The 16,731-nt window shown below is 72.2% G+C and carries 16 protein-coding genes; 10 read left to right on the top strand and 6 right to left on the bottom strand.

What is annotated here, in order from left to right; all coding sequences use genetic code 11:
• Positions 1-23 precede the first annotated feature (23 nt).
• From J2X60_RS06660 to J2X60_RS06650, 3 genes are read left to right on the top strand one after another with little or no spacing between them, the layout of a single operon-like run.
• Positions 24-551: a hypothetical protein gene (locus J2X60_RS06660; RefSeq protein ID WP_309886870.1), complete on the top strand. Its 528-nt coding sequence runs from the start codon at positions 24-26 to the stop codon at positions 549-551.
• 35 nt (positions 552-586) lie between these two features.
• Positions 587-1,567, top strand: coding sequence for an aldo/keto reductase (locus J2X60_RS06655; RefSeq protein ID WP_309886869.1), 981 nt, complete (start codon positions 587-589; stop codon positions 1,565-1,567).
• Positions 1,564-2,124, top strand: a complete 561-nt coding sequence (locus J2X60_RS06650) for a hypothetical protein (protein ID WP_309886868.1) — start codon at positions 1,564-1,566, stop codon at positions 2,122-2,124. Before J2X60_RS06655 ends, J2X60_RS06650 begins: the two co-directional genes overlap by 4 nt.
• A 49-nt stretch (positions 2,125-2,173) precedes the next feature.
• Here the strand turns inward: J2X60_RS06650 and J2X60_RS06645 are convergent, their stop codons facing one another.
• The 3 genes from J2X60_RS06645 to J2X60_RS06635 are packed head-to-tail and all read right to left on the bottom strand — an operon-like array spanning position 2,174 to position 5,452.
• Complete coding sequence (locus J2X60_RS06645) at positions 2,174-2,827, bottom strand: hypothetical protein (protein ID WP_309886867.1); 654 nt, start codon at positions 2,825-2,827, stop codon at positions 2,174-2,176.
• 1 nt (position 2,828) lies between these two features.
• Entirely contained in the window at positions 2,829-4,403 is a 1,575-nt protein-coding gene (locus J2X60_RS06640; RefSeq protein ID WP_309886866.1) for a CoF synthetase, read from the bottom strand.
• Entirely contained in the window at positions 4,400-5,452 is a 1,053-nt protein-coding gene (locus tag J2X60_RS06635; RefSeq protein WP_309886865.1) for a hypothetical protein, read from the bottom strand. Before J2X60_RS06635 ends, J2X60_RS06640 begins: the two co-directional genes overlap by 4 nt.
• A gap of 103 nt (positions 5,453-5,555) precedes the next feature.
• Here J2X60_RS06635 and J2X60_RS06630 point away from each other — a divergent pair, with 103 nt between their 5' ends.
• The 5 genes from J2X60_RS06630 (at position 5,556) to J2X60_RS06610 (ending at position 10,063) form a co-directional block, all read left to right on the top strand.
• A complete protein-coding gene (locus tag J2X60_RS06630) occupies positions 5,556-5,933 on the top strand; it encodes a holo-ACP synthase (RefSeq protein ID WP_309886864.1) in 378 nt (125 codons plus the stop codon).
• A gap of 113 nt (positions 5,934-6,046) precedes the next feature.
• Positions 6,047-6,334: an acyl carrier protein gene (locus J2X60_RS06625; RefSeq protein WP_071294843.1), complete on the top strand. Its 288-nt coding sequence runs from the start codon at positions 6,047-6,049 to the stop codon at positions 6,332-6,334.
• Positions 6,331-7,524 carry an acyl-CoA dehydrogenase family protein gene (locus J2X60_RS06620; RefSeq protein WP_309886863.1) on the top strand — a complete coding sequence of 398 codons (1,194 nt, stop codon included), beginning with the start codon at positions 6,331-6,333 and terminating at the stop codon, positions 7,522-7,524. The genes J2X60_RS06625 and J2X60_RS06620 overlap by 4 nt, the downstream gene beginning before the upstream one ends.
• A complete protein-coding gene (locus J2X60_RS06615) occupies positions 7,521-8,480 on the top strand; it encodes an amino acid--[acyl-carrier-protein] ligase (RefSeq protein WP_309886862.1) in 960 nt (319 codons plus the stop codon). Before J2X60_RS06620 ends, J2X60_RS06615 begins: the two co-directional genes overlap by 4 nt.
• Positions 8,477-10,063: an alpha/beta fold hydrolase gene (locus tag J2X60_RS06610; RefSeq protein WP_309886861.1), complete on the top strand. Its 1,587-nt coding sequence runs from the start codon at positions 8,477-8,479 to the stop codon at positions 10,061-10,063. The genes J2X60_RS06615 and J2X60_RS06610 overlap by 4 nt, the downstream gene beginning before the upstream one ends.
• On the opposite strand, the gene pip is transcribed toward J2X60_RS06610, so the two are convergent.
• The 3 genes from pip to J2X60_RS06595 are packed head-to-tail and all read right to left on the bottom strand — an operon-like array spanning position 10,028 to position 12,495.
• Positions 10,028-10,999, bottom strand: coding sequence for a prolyl aminopeptidase (pip, locus tag J2X60_RS06605; RefSeq protein ID WP_309886860.1), 972 nt, complete (start codon positions 10,997-10,999; stop codon positions 10,028-10,030). The genes J2X60_RS06610 and pip overlap by 36 nt on opposite strands.
• 9 nt (positions 11,000-11,008) lie before the next feature.
• On the bottom strand, positions 11,009-11,953 hold the full coding sequence (locus J2X60_RS06600; protein WP_309886859.1) for an alpha/beta hydrolase: 945 nt from the start codon (positions 11,951-11,953) through the stop codon (positions 11,009-11,011).
• A gap of 53 nt (positions 11,954-12,006) precedes the next feature.
• Positions 12,007-12,495 carry a peroxiredoxin gene (locus tag J2X60_RS06595; RefSeq protein WP_070418722.1) on the bottom strand — a complete coding sequence of 163 codons (489 nt, stop codon included), beginning with the start codon at positions 12,493-12,495 and terminating at the stop codon, positions 12,007-12,009.
• A gap of 244 nt (positions 12,496-12,739) precedes the next feature.
• Between J2X60_RS06595 and aceE the strand changes: the two genes are divergently transcribed.
• Complete coding sequence (gene aceE / locus J2X60_RS06590; RefSeq protein ID WP_309886858.1) at positions 12,740-15,484, top strand: pyruvate dehydrogenase (acetyl-transferring), homodimeric type; 2,745 nt, start codon at positions 12,740-12,742, stop codon at positions 15,482-15,484.
• 7 nt (positions 15,485-15,491) lie between these two features.
• A complete protein-coding gene (locus J2X60_RS06585; protein WP_070418720.1) occupies positions 15,492-16,718 on the top strand; it encodes a CdaR family transcriptional regulator in 1,227 nt (408 codons plus the stop codon).
• The last annotated feature ends 13 nt before the right edge of the window (positions 16,719-16,731 follow it).

Here is a 16,731-nt window from a genome sequence, read left to right as displayed (position 1 = left end):
CGTCGCCGGGTAGCGTCGTCTGCGTGAACGGAGTCGGAGTCCTCGACGAGGCCGGCCGCCTGCGGCTGCTCGGTGCCGGTGCGACCGGTGCCGCCTTCGCCGTCGTGCTCGTCGTCCTCGTGGCGTCGTCGTGGACGGAACCGACCCCGGCGCTCCTCGTCGGCCTCGGCGTCCCCTCCGCAGCGGTGGGCATCGCGATCGCCGTCGTCCTGCAGCTCCGCTCCTGGCGCGCCGAGGGCGGGTACGACCGGAGCGTCGTCGTCCGCAACTGGGTGCTCGACGGCGAGGTGCCCCCCACCGTGCCGGCCGCCGAGTGGATCCCCCTCGTGCAGGCCCAGGCCGAGCGCGAGGTCGCCGGCTGGGGCAAGATCGTGCTCTCGACGATCTGGATCCTGATGACGTGGTCGATGCGGGACCAGCACGGACCGGTCATCACGACGATGCTGATCCTGCTCTGGATCGGCCTCGGCCTGTGGAGCGCACTCTGGGTGATCCCCCGCGCGCGGGCCGCCAAGCGTCTGCTCGGTCGCGGCGTCGCCACCCCCACCTGATCCCGACCGGCACGGCGCTGGGTACGCTCGGCAGCATGCAGAGTCGCACCCTCGGCCGTACCGGCCGCTCCGTGTCCGTCGTCGGCCTCGGGACCTGGCAGTTCGGTGGTGACTGGGGCCCGGTGTCCGAGGCCGACGCGAACGCCGTCATGGACGCGTCCGTCGAGTCCGGCGTCACGCTGTTCGACACCGCCGACGTCTACGGCGACGGTCGGAGCGAACAGCTGATCGGCGCGTGGCGGGCGGCCAACCCCGACGTCCCCCTGACGATCGCGACGAAGATGGGCCGGCGCGCCGACCAGGTCCCGTCGAACTACATCGGCGCGAACTTCCGCGAGTGGGTGGACCGCTCGCGTCGGAACCTGCGGCAGGACACCCTCGACCTCGTCCAACTGCACTGCCCGCCGACCGAGGTCTTCTCCGACGACGCCGTGTACGACGCCCTCGACGGCCTCGTCGCCGACGGTTCCGTAGCCGCCTACGGCGTCAGCGTCGAGACCGCCGACCAGGCGCTCGCCGCGATCGCCCGCCCCGGCGTCGCCACCGTCCAGATCATCCTCAACGCGTTCCGCCTCAAGCCGCTCGACCGCGTGCTGCCGGCGGCCCGGGAGGCCGGGGTCGGCATCCTCGCGCGCGTCCCGTTGGCATCGGGGTTGCTGTCCGGCAAGTACACCGCCGACACCTCCTTCGCCGAGGGCGACCACCGCAACTACAACCGCAACGGCGAGGCGTTCGACCAGGGCGAGACGTTCAGCGGCGTCGACTTCGAGGACGGCGTCCGTGCCGCACAGGTCTTCGCCGCGTCGTTGCCCGATGCCGTGTCCGTCCCGCAGGCGGCGATCGCGTGGGTCGTCGCCCAGGACGGCGTGACCGCGGCGATCCCCGGCGCCCGCAACCCGGAGCAGGCTCGGTCGAACGCCGGAGCGGGCTCGCTCCCCGAGGTGCCGGGCCTCGACGAGACGGTCCGCGAGCTGTACGACGAGTGGTTCCGCGCCGCCGTGCACGACCGGTGGTGAAGCCGGCGGCCGTCGGCGCAGCGCTCGCGGCCCTCACGGTCCTGGCGCTCGTCGCGGGCGGGACGGCACCTGCGGACGGCACCTCACGGTCCGCTCCCCCGTGGCCCGCGCCGACGGCCCTCGCCGAGCGTGCCGACGATGCCGGACTGCGCAACGTCTGGGGCGAGCGGCTCGCCGAGCACGTGCACACCCACCTGACGATCCTCGACGGCGACGTCCCCGTGACGGTGCCGGCGAACGTCGGGCACTCGGACACTCGACGGTTCGCCGCGCAGCTGCACACGCACGACACCTCGGGCATCCTGCACGTCGAGTCCCCCACCCGGCGAACCTTCACGCTCGGGCAGTTCTTCGACGAGTGGGGCGTCTCGCTCGGCCCCGCGCACGTCGGCGGCCTCCGAGGGGAGCTGACGGTGTGGGTCGACGGCCGCAGGTTCATCGGCGACCCGCGCTCCATCGCGCTGACGAACCGCCGCGAGGTCGTGCTCGACGTCACGACGATCGGCGAGGTCCCGCACCTGCCGCCGCCCTTCGACTGGCCGCCGCAGTACCGCTGACCCGCGCCGCGCCCGGCGACGCCGCGTCAGGCGACGCCGCGCCGCGCCCTCAGTCGCCCGGTAGCCCGAGCGCGCTCCCCCGCGGGACCGGTCGCGGCTCCGGAGGGTGCACAGCCCGGAGCGCGCGAACCAGCTCGCGGTCGTGCCGGTCGGAGCCGCCGCCGACGCTCCCGAGGCCGTACCGCGCACGCAGTCGGACCGGCCCGTGGACGGTCTCGAGGCGGATGCACGACATCGTGAACGTCGGGTACCACGGCGGCCGGTACTCGCCCACGTCGATCGACATCACGTCCACCCACCGCACGGTCGACACGGGTTCCGGTTCCTCGGGCGCCCACCCGTGCAGGCCCGCGTCGTCGACCGTCCACACCACCGGCAGCGACGTCGGCACCCCGACGGCGCGCTGTCCGGATGCCCAACGCCGCACCGGCAGCCAGAGCCGGATCGGCAGCCCACCGACCTCGTGCACCCGTTGCGCCGTCGCGCGGTCGGCATACGGGAACCACAGGTTCGGCACGACCACCACCACGCCCGTGATGATGACGGAGGCCGCGATCGCGCTGATCGTCGGTTCGGTGTGGAACGCGACGCACGCTGCGGTCCCGACCGCCACCGCGACGAGGCTCGCCACACGGAGCGGCACCGGGTCGACGAACCGACCGTCCCGCAGCCGCTCCAGCCACGCACGAGGGTTCCGCGGCACGTCAGGCCTCCTTCGGGGCGGTCCACGCCAGGTCGAGGTCCCACTCGTCCACCGAACCGGCCGGCAGCTGCCACACGTACTCGTTCTTGAGCTTGCGGCCGTCCTCGCGGAAGGGTCCGGTGCGGTACGGGTAGAACGCCACGGTCGGCAGCGTGCCCGGTGGTGCCGTCCGGATCGCGTTCGAGAAGTCCTTGTTCAACCGCCGCAGTTCGGCGACCACCGCGCCTCGAGCACCGTCGGCGTCGAACCCCGATGCGCCGGACGCGAGCTGGAACGCGATGTGCAGCTGCCGGTCGCCCCGGTCGTCCTCGTAGCTGATCAGCCGGTGGTTCTCGACGGCCTCGAGCAGCGCCGGGTCGCCGTAGACCACGTCGCGTACGACGTCCGGCGCGACGACCGCCCCGTTGTAGTCGACGGACAGGTCGGACCGCCCGTAGTGGAACAGCAGCGGCAGGTCGAGCTCGGCGGCGTCGGCGAGCTCGTCGAACCCGTGCTCGCGCAGGGTCCGACGCAGCGAACGCATCCGCACCACGTGCCCGCGGTCGTGGATGTTGTACCGGATGCGGGGGCTGATGTTCTCGGACCGGGCGATCGTCACGACCAGCTCCCCGAGCTCGTTCGTCTCGATGAGGTACCCGAACGGGTTGAACTGGAACACCATCGGCAGCACGCCGTACTCGGCCTGTTTCGTCAGCGCGGCGGAGAGCTCCGGCGACGCCGCGATCGCCCGACGCAGCTGCACGCTGAACGGCGTCTCGATGCCGAGGTTGATCTCGAGGTCGCTCGCCCCGTACGACCCGAGCACGGCCTGCGCGTACTGCTCGATGTGGGCGCGCATGTTCTCGCTGATGCCCTCGCCGCCGAACGCCGCGACGATCGTGTACTCGCTCCAGTCGAGCCGGTCGTCCTCGAACAGTGCCTTCAGGAACGGCGGGTAGCTGCAGATGATGTAGGTGAAGCCGGTGCCGAACTCGCGCATCGTCTGCACGATCTTGTCGCGGTCCGGCCCGATCGACTTGATCATCGACGACTCGGTGAGCGACGCCGTCACGTTCATGCCGGTGGCCCAGGCGCCGAGGGAGAACGCGTTGAGCACGAACGGCTGCTTCGGCAGGTCCTTCGCGGTCCGCGAGAACCCGAGCTGCAGCAGCTGCCGGGTGGCCTGCCGTTCGTCGGGGCCGCGCACCCAGCTGGTCGGTGTGCCGCTGGACCCGCTCGACTCGTCGACGACGACCCCGCGCCGGGGCAGCCGACCGTCGATGCAGCGCTCGGGGATGCTCCACCGCTTGACGTACGACTCCTTGTCCATCTCGGGTAGCCCCGAGATCGCTGCGGCGATGCCGCCGCGTGTGTCCAGACGGGAGGCACGCCCCGCCTCCGCCAGGAACGCCCCGTAGGCGGGCACCCGCTTCGCAGCCCGCTCGGCCGTCCGCCACGCACGCCAGCGTCCGAGGGTCCAGCGGAGCGGCTCGATGCCCGGCGTGAGCAGGAGCTTGTGGGTGCCGACACGCGGCATGAACAGCGCCACGACCGTCTCGACGACCCAGACCACCGAGAACACCGCCGCGCGCTTCACCGGGCACCCACGATCGTCATCGCCGCCGCGGGTCGGCGGTGCGCCAGCGGTGGCGGTGCGCTGTGGCCGAAGCGGAAGAGCATCCACGCCATCCGACCGTCGGACTCGTCGACGCCGGCGCGCTCGACGAACGCGACGTGCGACCGCGGGTTCGTGATCACGGTGCCGAACGGGTGCAGGGCGACGCCCCGTGCCGTGAGCTCGAGCCAGATCCGCATGAAGGTGCGACCGGCCTCGACGTAGTCCGCCGGCGACGAGAACGGTCCCTCGAGCCACCCGAGCTGCCGGACGCCGCGCATCGTCGACAGGTACACGCGCTTGAAGACCCCGCCGAGGACGGGTGCCTCCCAGAGCCCGCGGTGCTCCATCGCGAACCGCAGCACCGGTCCGGGCATGAGCATCGTCTCCGCCGACAGCCCGTCACCGGACTCCGCCGCCTGCCGCTTCGAGAACCGCAGCCAGTGCAGGATCTCGTCGTGCACGGCGTCGTGCTGCAGGTCGTCGAACAGGGTCTCCTGGTTGACCCGGACGATCTCGTCGACGACGGCACGGTCCGAGGTGGTGCGGAAGCGGTGGCCGGCCGCCGACGCGATGGCGGACGCGGCCTCGATCGCGGACTCGTCCACCAGGGTCGCGTCGTAGGGCCTGCGCGAGGTGCGCCGTGCGAGGAAGCGGGCCAGCGCCTCCCGGTCGTCCGCCGTCGCGGCACGCGGGCGCAACGCGACCGTGCCCAGTCGGTGCAGGTGGTCGTCGGCCGCGCCGGAACCGGCGCCGGCGTCCAGCCGCCCGAAGTCCATCTCGGCGTGGTCCAGCCGTTCCTGCACGGTGAACCCGTGCGCCCGGGCGACCACGTCGAGCCCGGCCAGGAACACCCCGGCGCAGACGTGGCCGAACGGGATGCCGAAGGACTCGGCCGGCAACCCCCTGCGCAGGTCGTAGAACACGGTCGCGGTGCGGTCGTCCTCGACGCGCACGACGATCGGTTGCGAGTTGTGCGGCGACGTGTAGTGCCGCGCGTCCTCGATGATGCCCGTCCACGGTGATGCCATCGGTTCCCCCTCGGTGGTCTCTGCGGTCGATCATACGAACGCCCGGTGACGCCCATGCCGTCCGGGGAATGCAGTGCTCCCCGAGCCCGCGTACGCTCGGCCCATGGCCACGATCCGGACCGGCACCGACCTCGCCGCGGTCGAGGACGTGATCGCCGGGATCACCGCGCACGGCGAGCGCTACCTCGCCCGGGTCTTCACCCCGCAGGAGCGCGCCGACGCCGGGGACGACCCGGAGCGCCTCGCCGCCCGCTTCGCCGGCAAGGAGGCCGTGCTGAAACTGCTCCGGCCGGAGCGTTCGGACGCCGTCCCGCTGACCGACGTCGCCGTCGTGCTCGACGCCGTCGGCGCCCCCGTCGTCGAGCTGACCGGTCGTGCGGCGGAGCTCGCTGAGGCGATCGGCTGCACGTCGATCGCGGTCTCGTTGTCCCACGAACGGGGACTGGCGATCGCCACCGCCGTCGCCCTCTCCGAGCGCTGACGCAGCCCCCTGAGTCGCTCCCTGTCAGGGCACTCAGGTCCGGCGCGGCGCGTGCGGTTTCACGCACCCGCACGGCGGCTTTCCGGGCCGCCGTCCTCCATATCGTTGCCAGCATGCACCAGGACCCGACCTCCGCAGCGACCGCCGTCGCACTCGTCGCCCCGACGACCGAACTGGCCGTCCGGCGAGCCCTCGCCGACCACGGGCGGCTCGTCGTCGACGCCATGGACGTGGCGTCGATCGCCGACCTCTACGCCCTCGGGCTGACCTCGCACGCCACCGTGAACGTGATGCTCGCGGTCGAGAACGAACTCGACGTGGAGTTCCCCGACGCCGCGCTGCACCGGTCGACCTTCGCCACCATCGAGTCCATCGCCACGGCAGCGGAGACGGCGGCGTGATCACCGAGGAGCGTCCGGCGAGCGCCGGGACGACCGTCTCCGCCGTCGACCGGTTCGCCGAGCGCACCGCCCTCGTGGTCGACATCGCCGCCCGGTACGCCGACGAGGTCGACCGTGACGCCCGTCCCCCGCGCGAGGCGATCGCCGCGATGAAGGAGCACGGTCTGCTCGCCGCGGCGGTCCCGGTGGAGCACGGCGGTGAGGGGGCGACCCTCGCCGAGCTCTCCGTCATCGCGACCGAACTCGGACGTGCGTGCGCCGCGACGGCCATGGTGTTCGCGATGCACCACGGCCAGGCCATGGCGCTCTGGCGGCACGGCGGCGTGGCCCTCGGCGTCACCGCGATGATCGAGGCCGTGCGGGACGGCGCCCTCGTCGCGTCGTCCACCACCGAGCGCGGCATCGGCGGCGACGCCCGTCGGAGCACCTGCGCGATCGAGCCCGACCAGGCCGGACGCATCCGGCTCCGCAAGGACGCCCCGGTCATCTCGTACGCGACCGAGGCCGACGCGATCCTCGTCACCGCCCGGCGCGACCTCGACGCGCCGGCGTCCGACCAACGGCTCGTCATCGCGCTGCCGGCGGAGACCACGCTCACGCAGACCTCGACCTGGGACACGCTCGGGCTCCGCGGCACGTGCAGCAACGGCTGGCTGCTCGACACCGAGACCCACGAGGACCGCGTCCTCCGCGACGACTACGCGACGATCTCCGCCCGCACCGTCCTCCCCGTGTCGCACGTGCTCTGGGCGTCGGTGTGGCTCGGCATCGCGGCGGACGCTGCGGACCGTGCCCGTCGAGCCGTCCGCAAGCAGGCGCGTGCCGCCGTCGGCCAGACCCCTCCTGGAGCCCTCCGGCTCGCCGAGCTCCTGGTCGACCTGCAGACCATGGCCGACGCCGTCCGGCACGCCGCGGCCCGGTTCGACCAGGTGGCCGACGACCCCGAGGTGCTCGAGTCGACGGCGTACGCGCTGGCTGCGAACGCGCTGAAGATCGGCTCCTCCGAGCGGGTCACCGACCTCGTCACCCAGGCGCTGCGGATCGTCGGCATCGCCGGGTTCGCCGCCACCGGGGACCTCAGCATCGCCCGGCACCTCCGAGACGCGCACGGTGCCGCCGTGATGGTGAGCAACGACCGCCTCCTGCAGAACGACGCCGCACTGGCACTCATGACCGGAGCCATCCTGTGACCATCACCGAACCGACGACCACGACGCAGTCCGCGCCCGCGTCCGACCTCGACGCCGCCCGCGCCGCGCTGCGTGCACGGCTGCTCGCCGACGGCGTGCTCATCGACCTCGGGTCGCCGGGGCTCTACGGCCGCACCGGAGTGTTCGAGCGCGTGTACACGGCGGTCGACACCGCGGCCGTGGCCAGCCAGCGGGACCTCGACGCCGAGGTCCTGCGCTTCCCGCCCGTGGAGCCGCTCGCGGCGTTCGAGCGCACCGACTACATCGCGTCCTTCCCGGACCTCGCCGCGTCGATCTCCGGCTTCACCGGTGACGACCGCACGCACCGTGCCCTGCTCGCCGCCCGCGAGCGCGGGGAGCGGTGGGAGGGCTTCCTCGAGCCGGCCGACCTGATGCTGACCCCGGCGGTCTGCCACCCGGTCTACGGGCTCGTCGGGGACCGCGTCCCGCAGGACGGCCGCACCTTCGACATCGTCGGCGACTCGTTCCGGCGCGAGCCCTCGCTCGACCCGATGCGGCTGCAGGCGTTCCACATGCACGAGTTCGTGCACATCGGCACGCCCGGCTCGGCCCAGCACCACCGCGACGACCGCATCCCGGTCATGCGCGCGCTGCTCGAGTCGTTCGGCCTCGAGATCGACGTCGTCCCCGCGAACGACCCGTTCTTCGGACGGGTCGGGCAGATGCTCGCCCGGAACCAGGTCGAGCAGGCGCTCAAGTTCGAGTTCGTCACGCCCGTCTACGGCCCGGAGCACCCGGCGACCGCGATCGGCTCGGCGAACCTGCACGAGGACCACTTCGGCACCTCGTTCGGCATCCGCACCGCCGACGGCGAGGTCGCGCACAGTGCCTGCGTCGCCTTCGGCCTGGAGCGCATCACGATCGCCCTCTTCGCCGCACACGGCACCGACCCCGACGCGTGGCCGGCTCCGGTCCGCGCGGCCCTGGCCCTGTGAGCACCCACCACGGCTGGACGGGTCGCCCGGCCCTCCGCGTCGCCGTGCAGCTCCCCGTCGCGGCGCGCGCCGGCGTCGTGATCTGTCCGCCGCTCGGGCAGGAGGGCGTCATCGCGTACCGGACCCTCCGCCTGCTGGCGGACCGACTGGAGGCGCGTGGCGTGGCCTCGGTGCGCTACGACCCGTCCGGACGTGGTGACTCCGCACCCGACGGCGATCCCGACGCGCAGGTCCGGTCGGCCCGTCGCGCCGCAGCGGTGCTGCGTGGTGCCGGGGTCGAGCGGGTCACGTACGTCGGTCTGGCCTCCGCCGCGCCGATCGCCGCCGCCGCCGCGTCCGACACGGACGGCCTGGTCCTCTGGGACGCGCCCGCCTCCGGCCGCGCCTGGCTCCGGAAGCAGCGAGCACTGGCGACGATCACGATCGGCGCCGACCGCGTGGTCGACGGCGTCGAGAGCCTCGTCGGCATCGACGTCGACCCCACCGAAGCTGCAGCACTCGGTGCGCTCACCTACCGGGCGCGCACCGGCCCGACCATCGCCCTCGTGCGCCCGGGCAGCAGCGCCCCCGCAGCGCTCGGCGACGTGACGACGACCGAGGTCACCGGGAGCGCCGAGCTCCTCGACGGAACGAGCATGGTCGCCCGGATCCCGGGCTCCGCCGTCGACACCGTCGTGGCGTGGACGGACGCGTGGGCACCGACGGTGGCCCTGCCGGTCCTGCCGCCGGCACTCGACGAGGTCCTCGACGTGGACGCCCGCACGTCGGAGCGCATCGTCCGGATGGGCCCGGAACGGCTCTTCGCCATCGAGACCGTCACCTCCGGCCAGCACGAGGACGCCCCGGTCGTCGTGCTGCACAACGGCGCCGCCGAGCACCACGTCGGCGCGTCCGACTACCAGGTCGCCCTCGCACGGACCCTCGCCCGCGACGGTGCCCGGGTGGTCCGGGTCGACCGCAGCGGCACCGGTGAGAGCTCCGCGGTCCACGAGGACGAGCGGTCCGCGATGTTCGCGCAGGAGTGGATCGACGACCAGCAGGCGGTGGTCGATTCCCTCGCTGTGGACTCCCGACGGCTCGTGCTCGTGGGCATGTGCGCCGGCGCGTGGCTCGCGGGGCGCTCTGCGGACGCCGCACCGCGCATGGTCCTCGAGATCAGCCCGAACGACTACCGCCGCCAGCCGGCCGCGGTGGGCGCGTACGCCGATGCCCTCCGCGCGATCGACGAACCGTCGCCGCTGCGTCTCGTGCTCCGTCGTTGGTGGAACGCCGTCGTACCCGAGTGGGTACGCGACCGGGTCGCCCGTCGCGACCGGGTCGGCGGGGTCGTCGGACACGTCCGTCCGCTCGTCGAGCACGGCACCGACGTCGTGCTCATCGCGTCGCCCGTGGACGTCGAGCTGTTCGAGCGGCTCGGTGGTCCGCGTGCCCTCCGGCGGTGGGGCACCCGGGGCCGGACCGGCAAGGTGGAACTCGTGCGGGTGCCGGACGGCGACCACTCGCTGTTCTCCCCGGTGATGCGGCAGGCCGTGCTCACCGAGGTGCGGTCACGCGTCGCGGCGACGTTCCCCGTGCACGCCTGACCGGCGAGCGAACCCGTCGATGGCGCGCTGCGCGATCGCGACCTCGGTGGGCCCGCCGTGTCCCTCGTCCTCGACGACCTCGAGGCGGCTGCCCGGCCACGCCCGGTGCAGCATCCACGGCGTGATGACCGGCCCGCTGACGTCCCGTCGCCCGTGCACGAGCACGCCGGGGATCCCGGCGAGCTCGCCGGTGCGACGGAGGACCTCGTCCGGACCGAGGAAGCAGTCGTTCGCCCAGTAGTGGGTGACCAGGGTGGCGAAGTTGCGCCGGTCCCGGGGATCGGCGTGCAGCTGCCCCGGACGCCACGCCGGGTCGAGCGAGACGTGGGTCGACTCCCACGTGTCCCAGCTGTCGGCTGCGGCGTCCCGGACGGCGGGGTCTCGCGACCGGAGCAGGCGGGCGTGGTGCTCGACCGGCCGCACGCCCGCCGGGACGTCGGCGGTGAACCGTGACCAGGCCTCCGGGAACACCGCCCCGACCCCCTCGGTGATCCAGTCGACCTCGCGACGGGAACCGGTGGTCACCGCGACGAGCACGACCTCGGTGACGCGCTCGGGGTGCTCGAGGGCGTAGGCGAGCGCGAGGGTGCTGCCCCACGAGACACCGTGCAGCAGCCAGCGCTCGACGCCGAGGTGTCGCCGCAGCGCCTCGACGTCCTCGATCAGGGCCGCCGTCGTGTTGCGGTCGAGCGACCCGAGGTCGTCGATCGCCCACGGGGTGCTCCGCCCGCACCCGCGCTGGTCGAGCCCGATGATCCGGTACACCTCGGGGTCGAACCGCTGCCGGTAGCCCCCGGCGCCGAGACCGGATCCCGGGCCGCCGTGCAGGTACAGCGCCGGGCGGCCGGTCGGGTTGCCGGACTCCTCCCAGTGGATCCGGGCGCCGTCGGGGCGGTCGAGCCAGCCGTGGTCGTGGGGGTCGATGGGCGGGTGCACCCCCGGAGCCTACGACGGACGTGCGGACCGGACGAGGTCGAGCGTGCGCGCCACCGCGGTCGGGTGCTCGACGTGGGCGAAGTGCCCGCAGTCGTCGAGCAGCACCGTCCGGACGTCGGGCAGGAGGCCTCGGAGCGCCGCGAGGTCGGACACCCGGGCGAACACGTCGTCCCGCCCGGCGATCGCCGTGACCGGGCACGTCACGCCGCGCCAGCGGTCCAGGTCGTAGGCGGCCGCGGCACGAGCAGCTCCGGTGAAGCCGGCCGGACGGAGCTCGTCGACGAACGCCTCGAGCACGCTCGGGTCGAGCCGGCGCACGTGCGAGAAGACGGGAGCGGCGAGGACGGGCAGGAGGCCGATCGCCCGGAGTCCGCGCAGGAGCGGCCGTGCCGTCTCCCCGGTGATCGCGAGGCCTGCCCGCAGCAGCGTGAACGCGGGGAGCGTCAGGAGCCCGCGCACGGGGTGCCGGGACGCTCCGGCGGTCGCCACGGTCGTGCCGGAGACGAGCGCGACGGAGCGCACGCGTCCGGGTGCCACGACGGCCAGGTGCATGCCGACGAAGGCACCCATCGAGTGGCCGACGACGTCGACGTCCGGGACCGCGAGGGCGTCGAGCACCGTGGTCAGCACCGACGCCGCCCGGTCGACCCCGAGCGGCTCGACCGGTGCGGGTGACGCGCCCCAGCCCGGCAGGTCGACGAGCACGAGGCCGCGGTCGTCGATGCCGTCCGCCGCCGACAGGAGCGGGGTCCACGTGGTCCACGACCCGGCGACCCCGTGCAGCAGGAGCAGCGCGGCGGGGCCGGGTCGGTGGTGCACGACGACCGGGCCGACGTCGGTCGGGACGACGGTGCGCTGCAGGCCCCAGCGGTCGGCGTCGGCGGTGACCGGGAACGGCGCGTGGGGCTCGGCGGTGACCACCCGCGGGGGTGGGCGGTCGTCGACGGCGTGCACCGTGCCTCCAGTCCGCGACGCGTCGCGCGTCGCCTCAGGAGGTGTTCGGAACGCTAGCCGACGGGGACTGGTGCGGCGCAGGCCGCCAGACGGTCGAGGGCGGCCTTGTACTCCGTCACGTCACGGGCGACGCCCGGCTCGGAGATGATCGAGGCCTTGATGCGACCCTGCACGTCGATGACGAAGGTCGCGCGGGTGGCGAAGCCCTTGTGCTCGAGGAAGACGCCGTACTCCTTCGAGACGGCGCCGTGCGGCCAGAAGTCCGCGAGGAGCTCGAAGTCGTAGCCGTTCGACTCGGCGAACGACCGGAGCGTCGCCTTCGAGTCGACCGAGATGCCGACGAGTTCGACGCGCTGGTCCTGGAACATCGCGATGTTGTCCTGGAGGGCGCAGAGCTCGTTGGTGCAGGTCGACGAGAACGCGAGCGGGAAGAAGACCAGCGCGACCGGGCGGACGCCACGGAAGTCGCTGAGGCGGACGTGCTCCCCGAACTGGTTCGGGAGTTCGAAGTCCGGCGCGAGCGAGCCGATCTCCAGTGCCATCAGTGCGTTGCTTCTTCCTCGGGCGTGGGGTGTGCCCGGTGTCCTCGCGCACGCACGGGTCGCGTGTGCACGATCGGCAATCGTACGCCGACGTCACCCGAATGCAAGCACCTGTCCACCCACACGTCACCATCAGCCTCTGGGTCGGTGCGGGGGCCTAGAGTGGTCGGGGCCCCATCCGGTCGTGACCCGACCAACCGGTGGCCCGCCATGTCCACCACCACGAGAACGAACGAGGTCAAGGGTGACGGTGAACGACCAGGACCCGTACAGCCACGGCAGCAGCGACCAGGACCCGGAGGAGACCGCCGAATGGCGTGAGTCCCTCGACGGGCTGGTGCAGACCCACGGCCACCAGCGTGGCCGCGAGATCATGCTGAGCCTGCTCAAGCGGTCCAAGGAACTGCACCTCGGTGTGCCGATGGTCCCGACCACGGACTACGTGAACACCATCGCGCCGGAGAACGAGCCCGAGTTCCCGGGCGACGAGGAGCTCGAGCGCCGCTACCGCCGGTGGATCCGGTGGAACGCCGCGATCACCGTGCACCGCGCGCAGCGCCCCGGGATCGCGGTCGGCGGCCACATCTCGACCTACGCGTCGAGCGCCGCCATGTACGAGGTCGGCTACAACCACTTCTTCCGCGCGCAGGACCACCCGTCCGGCGGCGACCAGGTGTTCTTCCAGGGGCACGCGTCCCCCGGCATGTACGCCCGCGCCTACATGGAAGGGCGCCTCGGCGAGGACCAGCTCGACGGCTTCCGGCAGGAGAAGTCCCACGCCGGCGGCGGACTCTCGTCCTACCCGCACCCGCGCCTCATGCCGCACTTCTGGCAGTTCCCGACCGTGTCGATGGGCATCGGCCCGATCAACGCGATCTACCAGGCGCAGCAGGCGAAGTACCTCTCCAACCGCGGCATCAAGGACGCCTCCGACCAGCAGGTCTGGGCGTTCCTCGGCGACGGCGAGATGGACGAGGTCGAGTCGCGCGGACAGCTCCAGGTCGCCGCGAACGACGGCCTCGACAACCTGAACTTCGTGATCAACTGCAACCTGCAGCGTCTCGACGGTCCGGTCCGCGGCAACGGCAAGATCATCCAGGAGCTCGAGGCGTTCTTCCGCGGTGCGGGCTGGAACGTCATCAAGGTCGTCTGGGGCCGCGAGTGGGACGACCTGCTCGCCCGCGACACCGAGGGCGCGCTCCTCAACCTGATGAACCAGACGCCGGACGGCGACTACCAGACGTACAAGGCCGAGAACGGCGCGTACGTCCGCGAGAACTTCTTCGGGCGCGACCCGAAGGCGCTCGAGCTGGTCAAGGACTACACGGACGACCAGATCTGGAACCTCAAGCGCGGTGGGCACGACTACCGCAAGGTCTACGCCGCGTTCAAGGCCGCGACCGAGCACAAGGGCCAGCCGACCGTCATCCTCGCGAAGACGGTCAAGGGCTACGGCCTCGGCCCGAGCTTCGAGGGGCGCAACGCGACGCACCAGATGAAGAAGCTCACGCTCGACAACCTCAAGCAGTTCCGCGACGAGATGCGCATCCCGATCACGGACGCACAGCTCGAGGAGAACCCCTACACGCCGCCGTACTACCACCCCGGGAACGACGACGAGGCGATCCAGTACATGCACGAGCGCCGGCGTGAGCTCGGCGGGTACGTGCCGGAGCGTCGCACCAAGTACACGTCGATCACCCTCCCCGAGGACTCGAAGTACCAGGTCGTCAAGAAGGGCTCCGGCAAGCAGGAGATCGCCACCACCATGGCGTTCGCCCGACTGCTGAAGGACCTGCTCCGCTCCCCCGACTTCGGCGACCGCGTGGTGCCGATCATCCCCGACGAGGCACGCACGTTCGGCATGGACGCGTACTTCCCGACGGCGAAGATCTACAACCCGAACGGCCAGCACTACACGTCGGTCGACCGTGAGCTCCTCCTCGCCTACAAGGAGAGCCCGCAGGGACAGATCATCCACGTCGGCATCAACGAGGCGGGCGCCCTCGCGGCGTTCACCGCGGTCGGCACCTCGTACTCGACGCAGGGCGAGCCGCTCATCCCGGTCTACGTCTTCTACTCGATGTTCGGGTTCCAGCGCACCGGCGACGCCATCTGGGCCGCCGGCGACCAGATGACCCGTGGCTTCATGATCGGCGCCACCGCCGGTCGCACGACGCTCACGGGCGAGGGCCTGCAGCACGCCGACGGCCACTCCCTGCTCCTCGCGACGACGAACCCGGCCGTGGTGTCCTACGACCCCGCGTACGGGTACGAGATCGGGCACATCGTCCAGGCCGGCCTCGACCGGATGTACGGCACGAACGAGGACGGCAGCGCCAAGCACGCCGACCCGAACGTCATGTACTACCTGACGGTCTACAACGAGCCGATCGTCCAGCCGGCCGAACCCGAGGGCATCGACGTCGACGGCATCGTCAAGGGCATGTACCTGCTCAACCGCAGCGAGCACGACGGCCCGAAGGCCCAGCTGCTCGCATCGGGTGTCGCCGTCCCGTGGATCCTCGAGGCGCAGCAACTCCTCGCCGAGGACTGGGGCGTGTCGGCCGACGTCTGGAGCGTCACGAGCTGGGGCGAGCTGTACCGCGACGGTCTCGACGCGGAGCAGCACGCCTTCCTCAACCCGAACGAGGCGCCGCGGACCCCGTACGTGACCGAGCGACTGCTCGGCACCGAGGGCCCGGTCGTCGCGGTGAGCGACTTCATGCACGCCGTGCAGGAGCAGATCCGCCCGTTCGTCCCGACCGACTACGCCACCCTCGGCGCCGACGGCTTCGGCTTCTCGGACACCCGTCCGGCAGCGCGCCGCTTCTTCCACATCGACGGCCCCTCGGTCGTCGTGCGGACGCTGCAGCAGCTCGCGAAGCAGGGCAAGGTCGACGGCGCGCTCGTCCAGCAGGCGATCGACAAGTACCGCCTCCACGACGTGACCGCCGGCACCGCGGGCAGCGCGGGCGGCGAGAGCTGATCAGCGAGTGACGTCGGTCCGACCGGACTCCGAGAGCCAGGAGAGCGCGCGCGAGCGGGCGCTCTCCTGGCTCCGTCAGGTGTCCGGGGAACTCTCCACCGCCACCATCAAGCGGCTCGAGGACACCCTCCCCTGGTACAGCGAGATGCCTCCGGGCCGACGCTCCGCCGTGGGGCTCGTGGCCCAGGCGGGCATCACCTCGTTCATCAGCTGGCTCGAGGGCACCGCGTCGACCCCGTGGATCGCCGCGGCGGACGTCTTCGGCTCCGCGCCGCGGGAACTCCTGCGCTCGGTGAGCCTGCAGCAGACGCTCCAGCTCATCCGCGTGGTCGTCACCGTGGTCGAGGAACGCGCCAAGGACGACGAGATGCTGCAGGAGGCGATCCTCAAGTACTCGCGGGACATCGCCTTCGCGGCCGCCGACGTCTACGCCCGCGCGGCCGAGGCCCGTGGGCTGTGGGACGCCCGGCTCGAGGCCCTCGTGGTCGACTCCATCCTGTCGGGCGAGTACGACGACGAACTCCCGTCGCGCATCGCGGCCCTCGGCTGGCACGGTCACGGCGAGGTCGCGGTCCTGGTCGGCAACGCGCCGAAGCAGCTCGAGGTCGACCAGATCCGTCGAACCGCGCGGCACATGGACGCCGACGTGCTCATCGGCGTGCAGGGCTCCCGCCTCGTCGTGGTGATCGGCCGTGCCACGCCGCGCGACGACGTCCCCGAGGGCGAGGAGCCGGTGTCCTTCACCGCCATCGCCCAGGCGCTCGAACCCTCGTTCGGCGAGGGACACCTCGTCCTCGGCAACGAGGTGCCCGGCGTCGTCGACGCGTCCACCAGCGCGAAGGGCGCCCTCGCCGGCTTCGCGGTCGCGCGGGCCTGGCGCGGTGCTCCTCGTCCGGCCCTGGCCGACGACCTGCTCCCGGAACGCGCCCTCGCCGGCGACCCGCTCGCCCGGTCCGCCCTCGTGCAGCGCATCTACGTGCCGCTCAAGGACCAGTCGACGGAGCTCCTGCAGACACTCTGGTGCTACCTCGACACCGGCCGGTCGCTCGAAGCCACGGCGCGCGAGCTGTTCGTGCACCCGAACACGGTGCGCTACCGGCTCCGCCGCGTGGCGGACATCATCGGCTGGGACGCCACGCACGCGCGGGACGCCCTCATCGTGCAGTCGGCGCTCATCCTCGGCGCCATGTCCGAGTCGACCGCCGGGCGACGTCGCATCCCGCACCGCCGGTGAACGACGTCGTGTG

The organism is Curtobacterium sp. 320 (assembly GCF_031455235.1).
Lineage (GTDB): Bacteria > Actinomycetota > Actinomycetes > Actinomycetales > Microbacteriaceae > Curtobacterium.
This window is presented reverse-complemented; position numbering and strand designations above follow the sequence as displayed.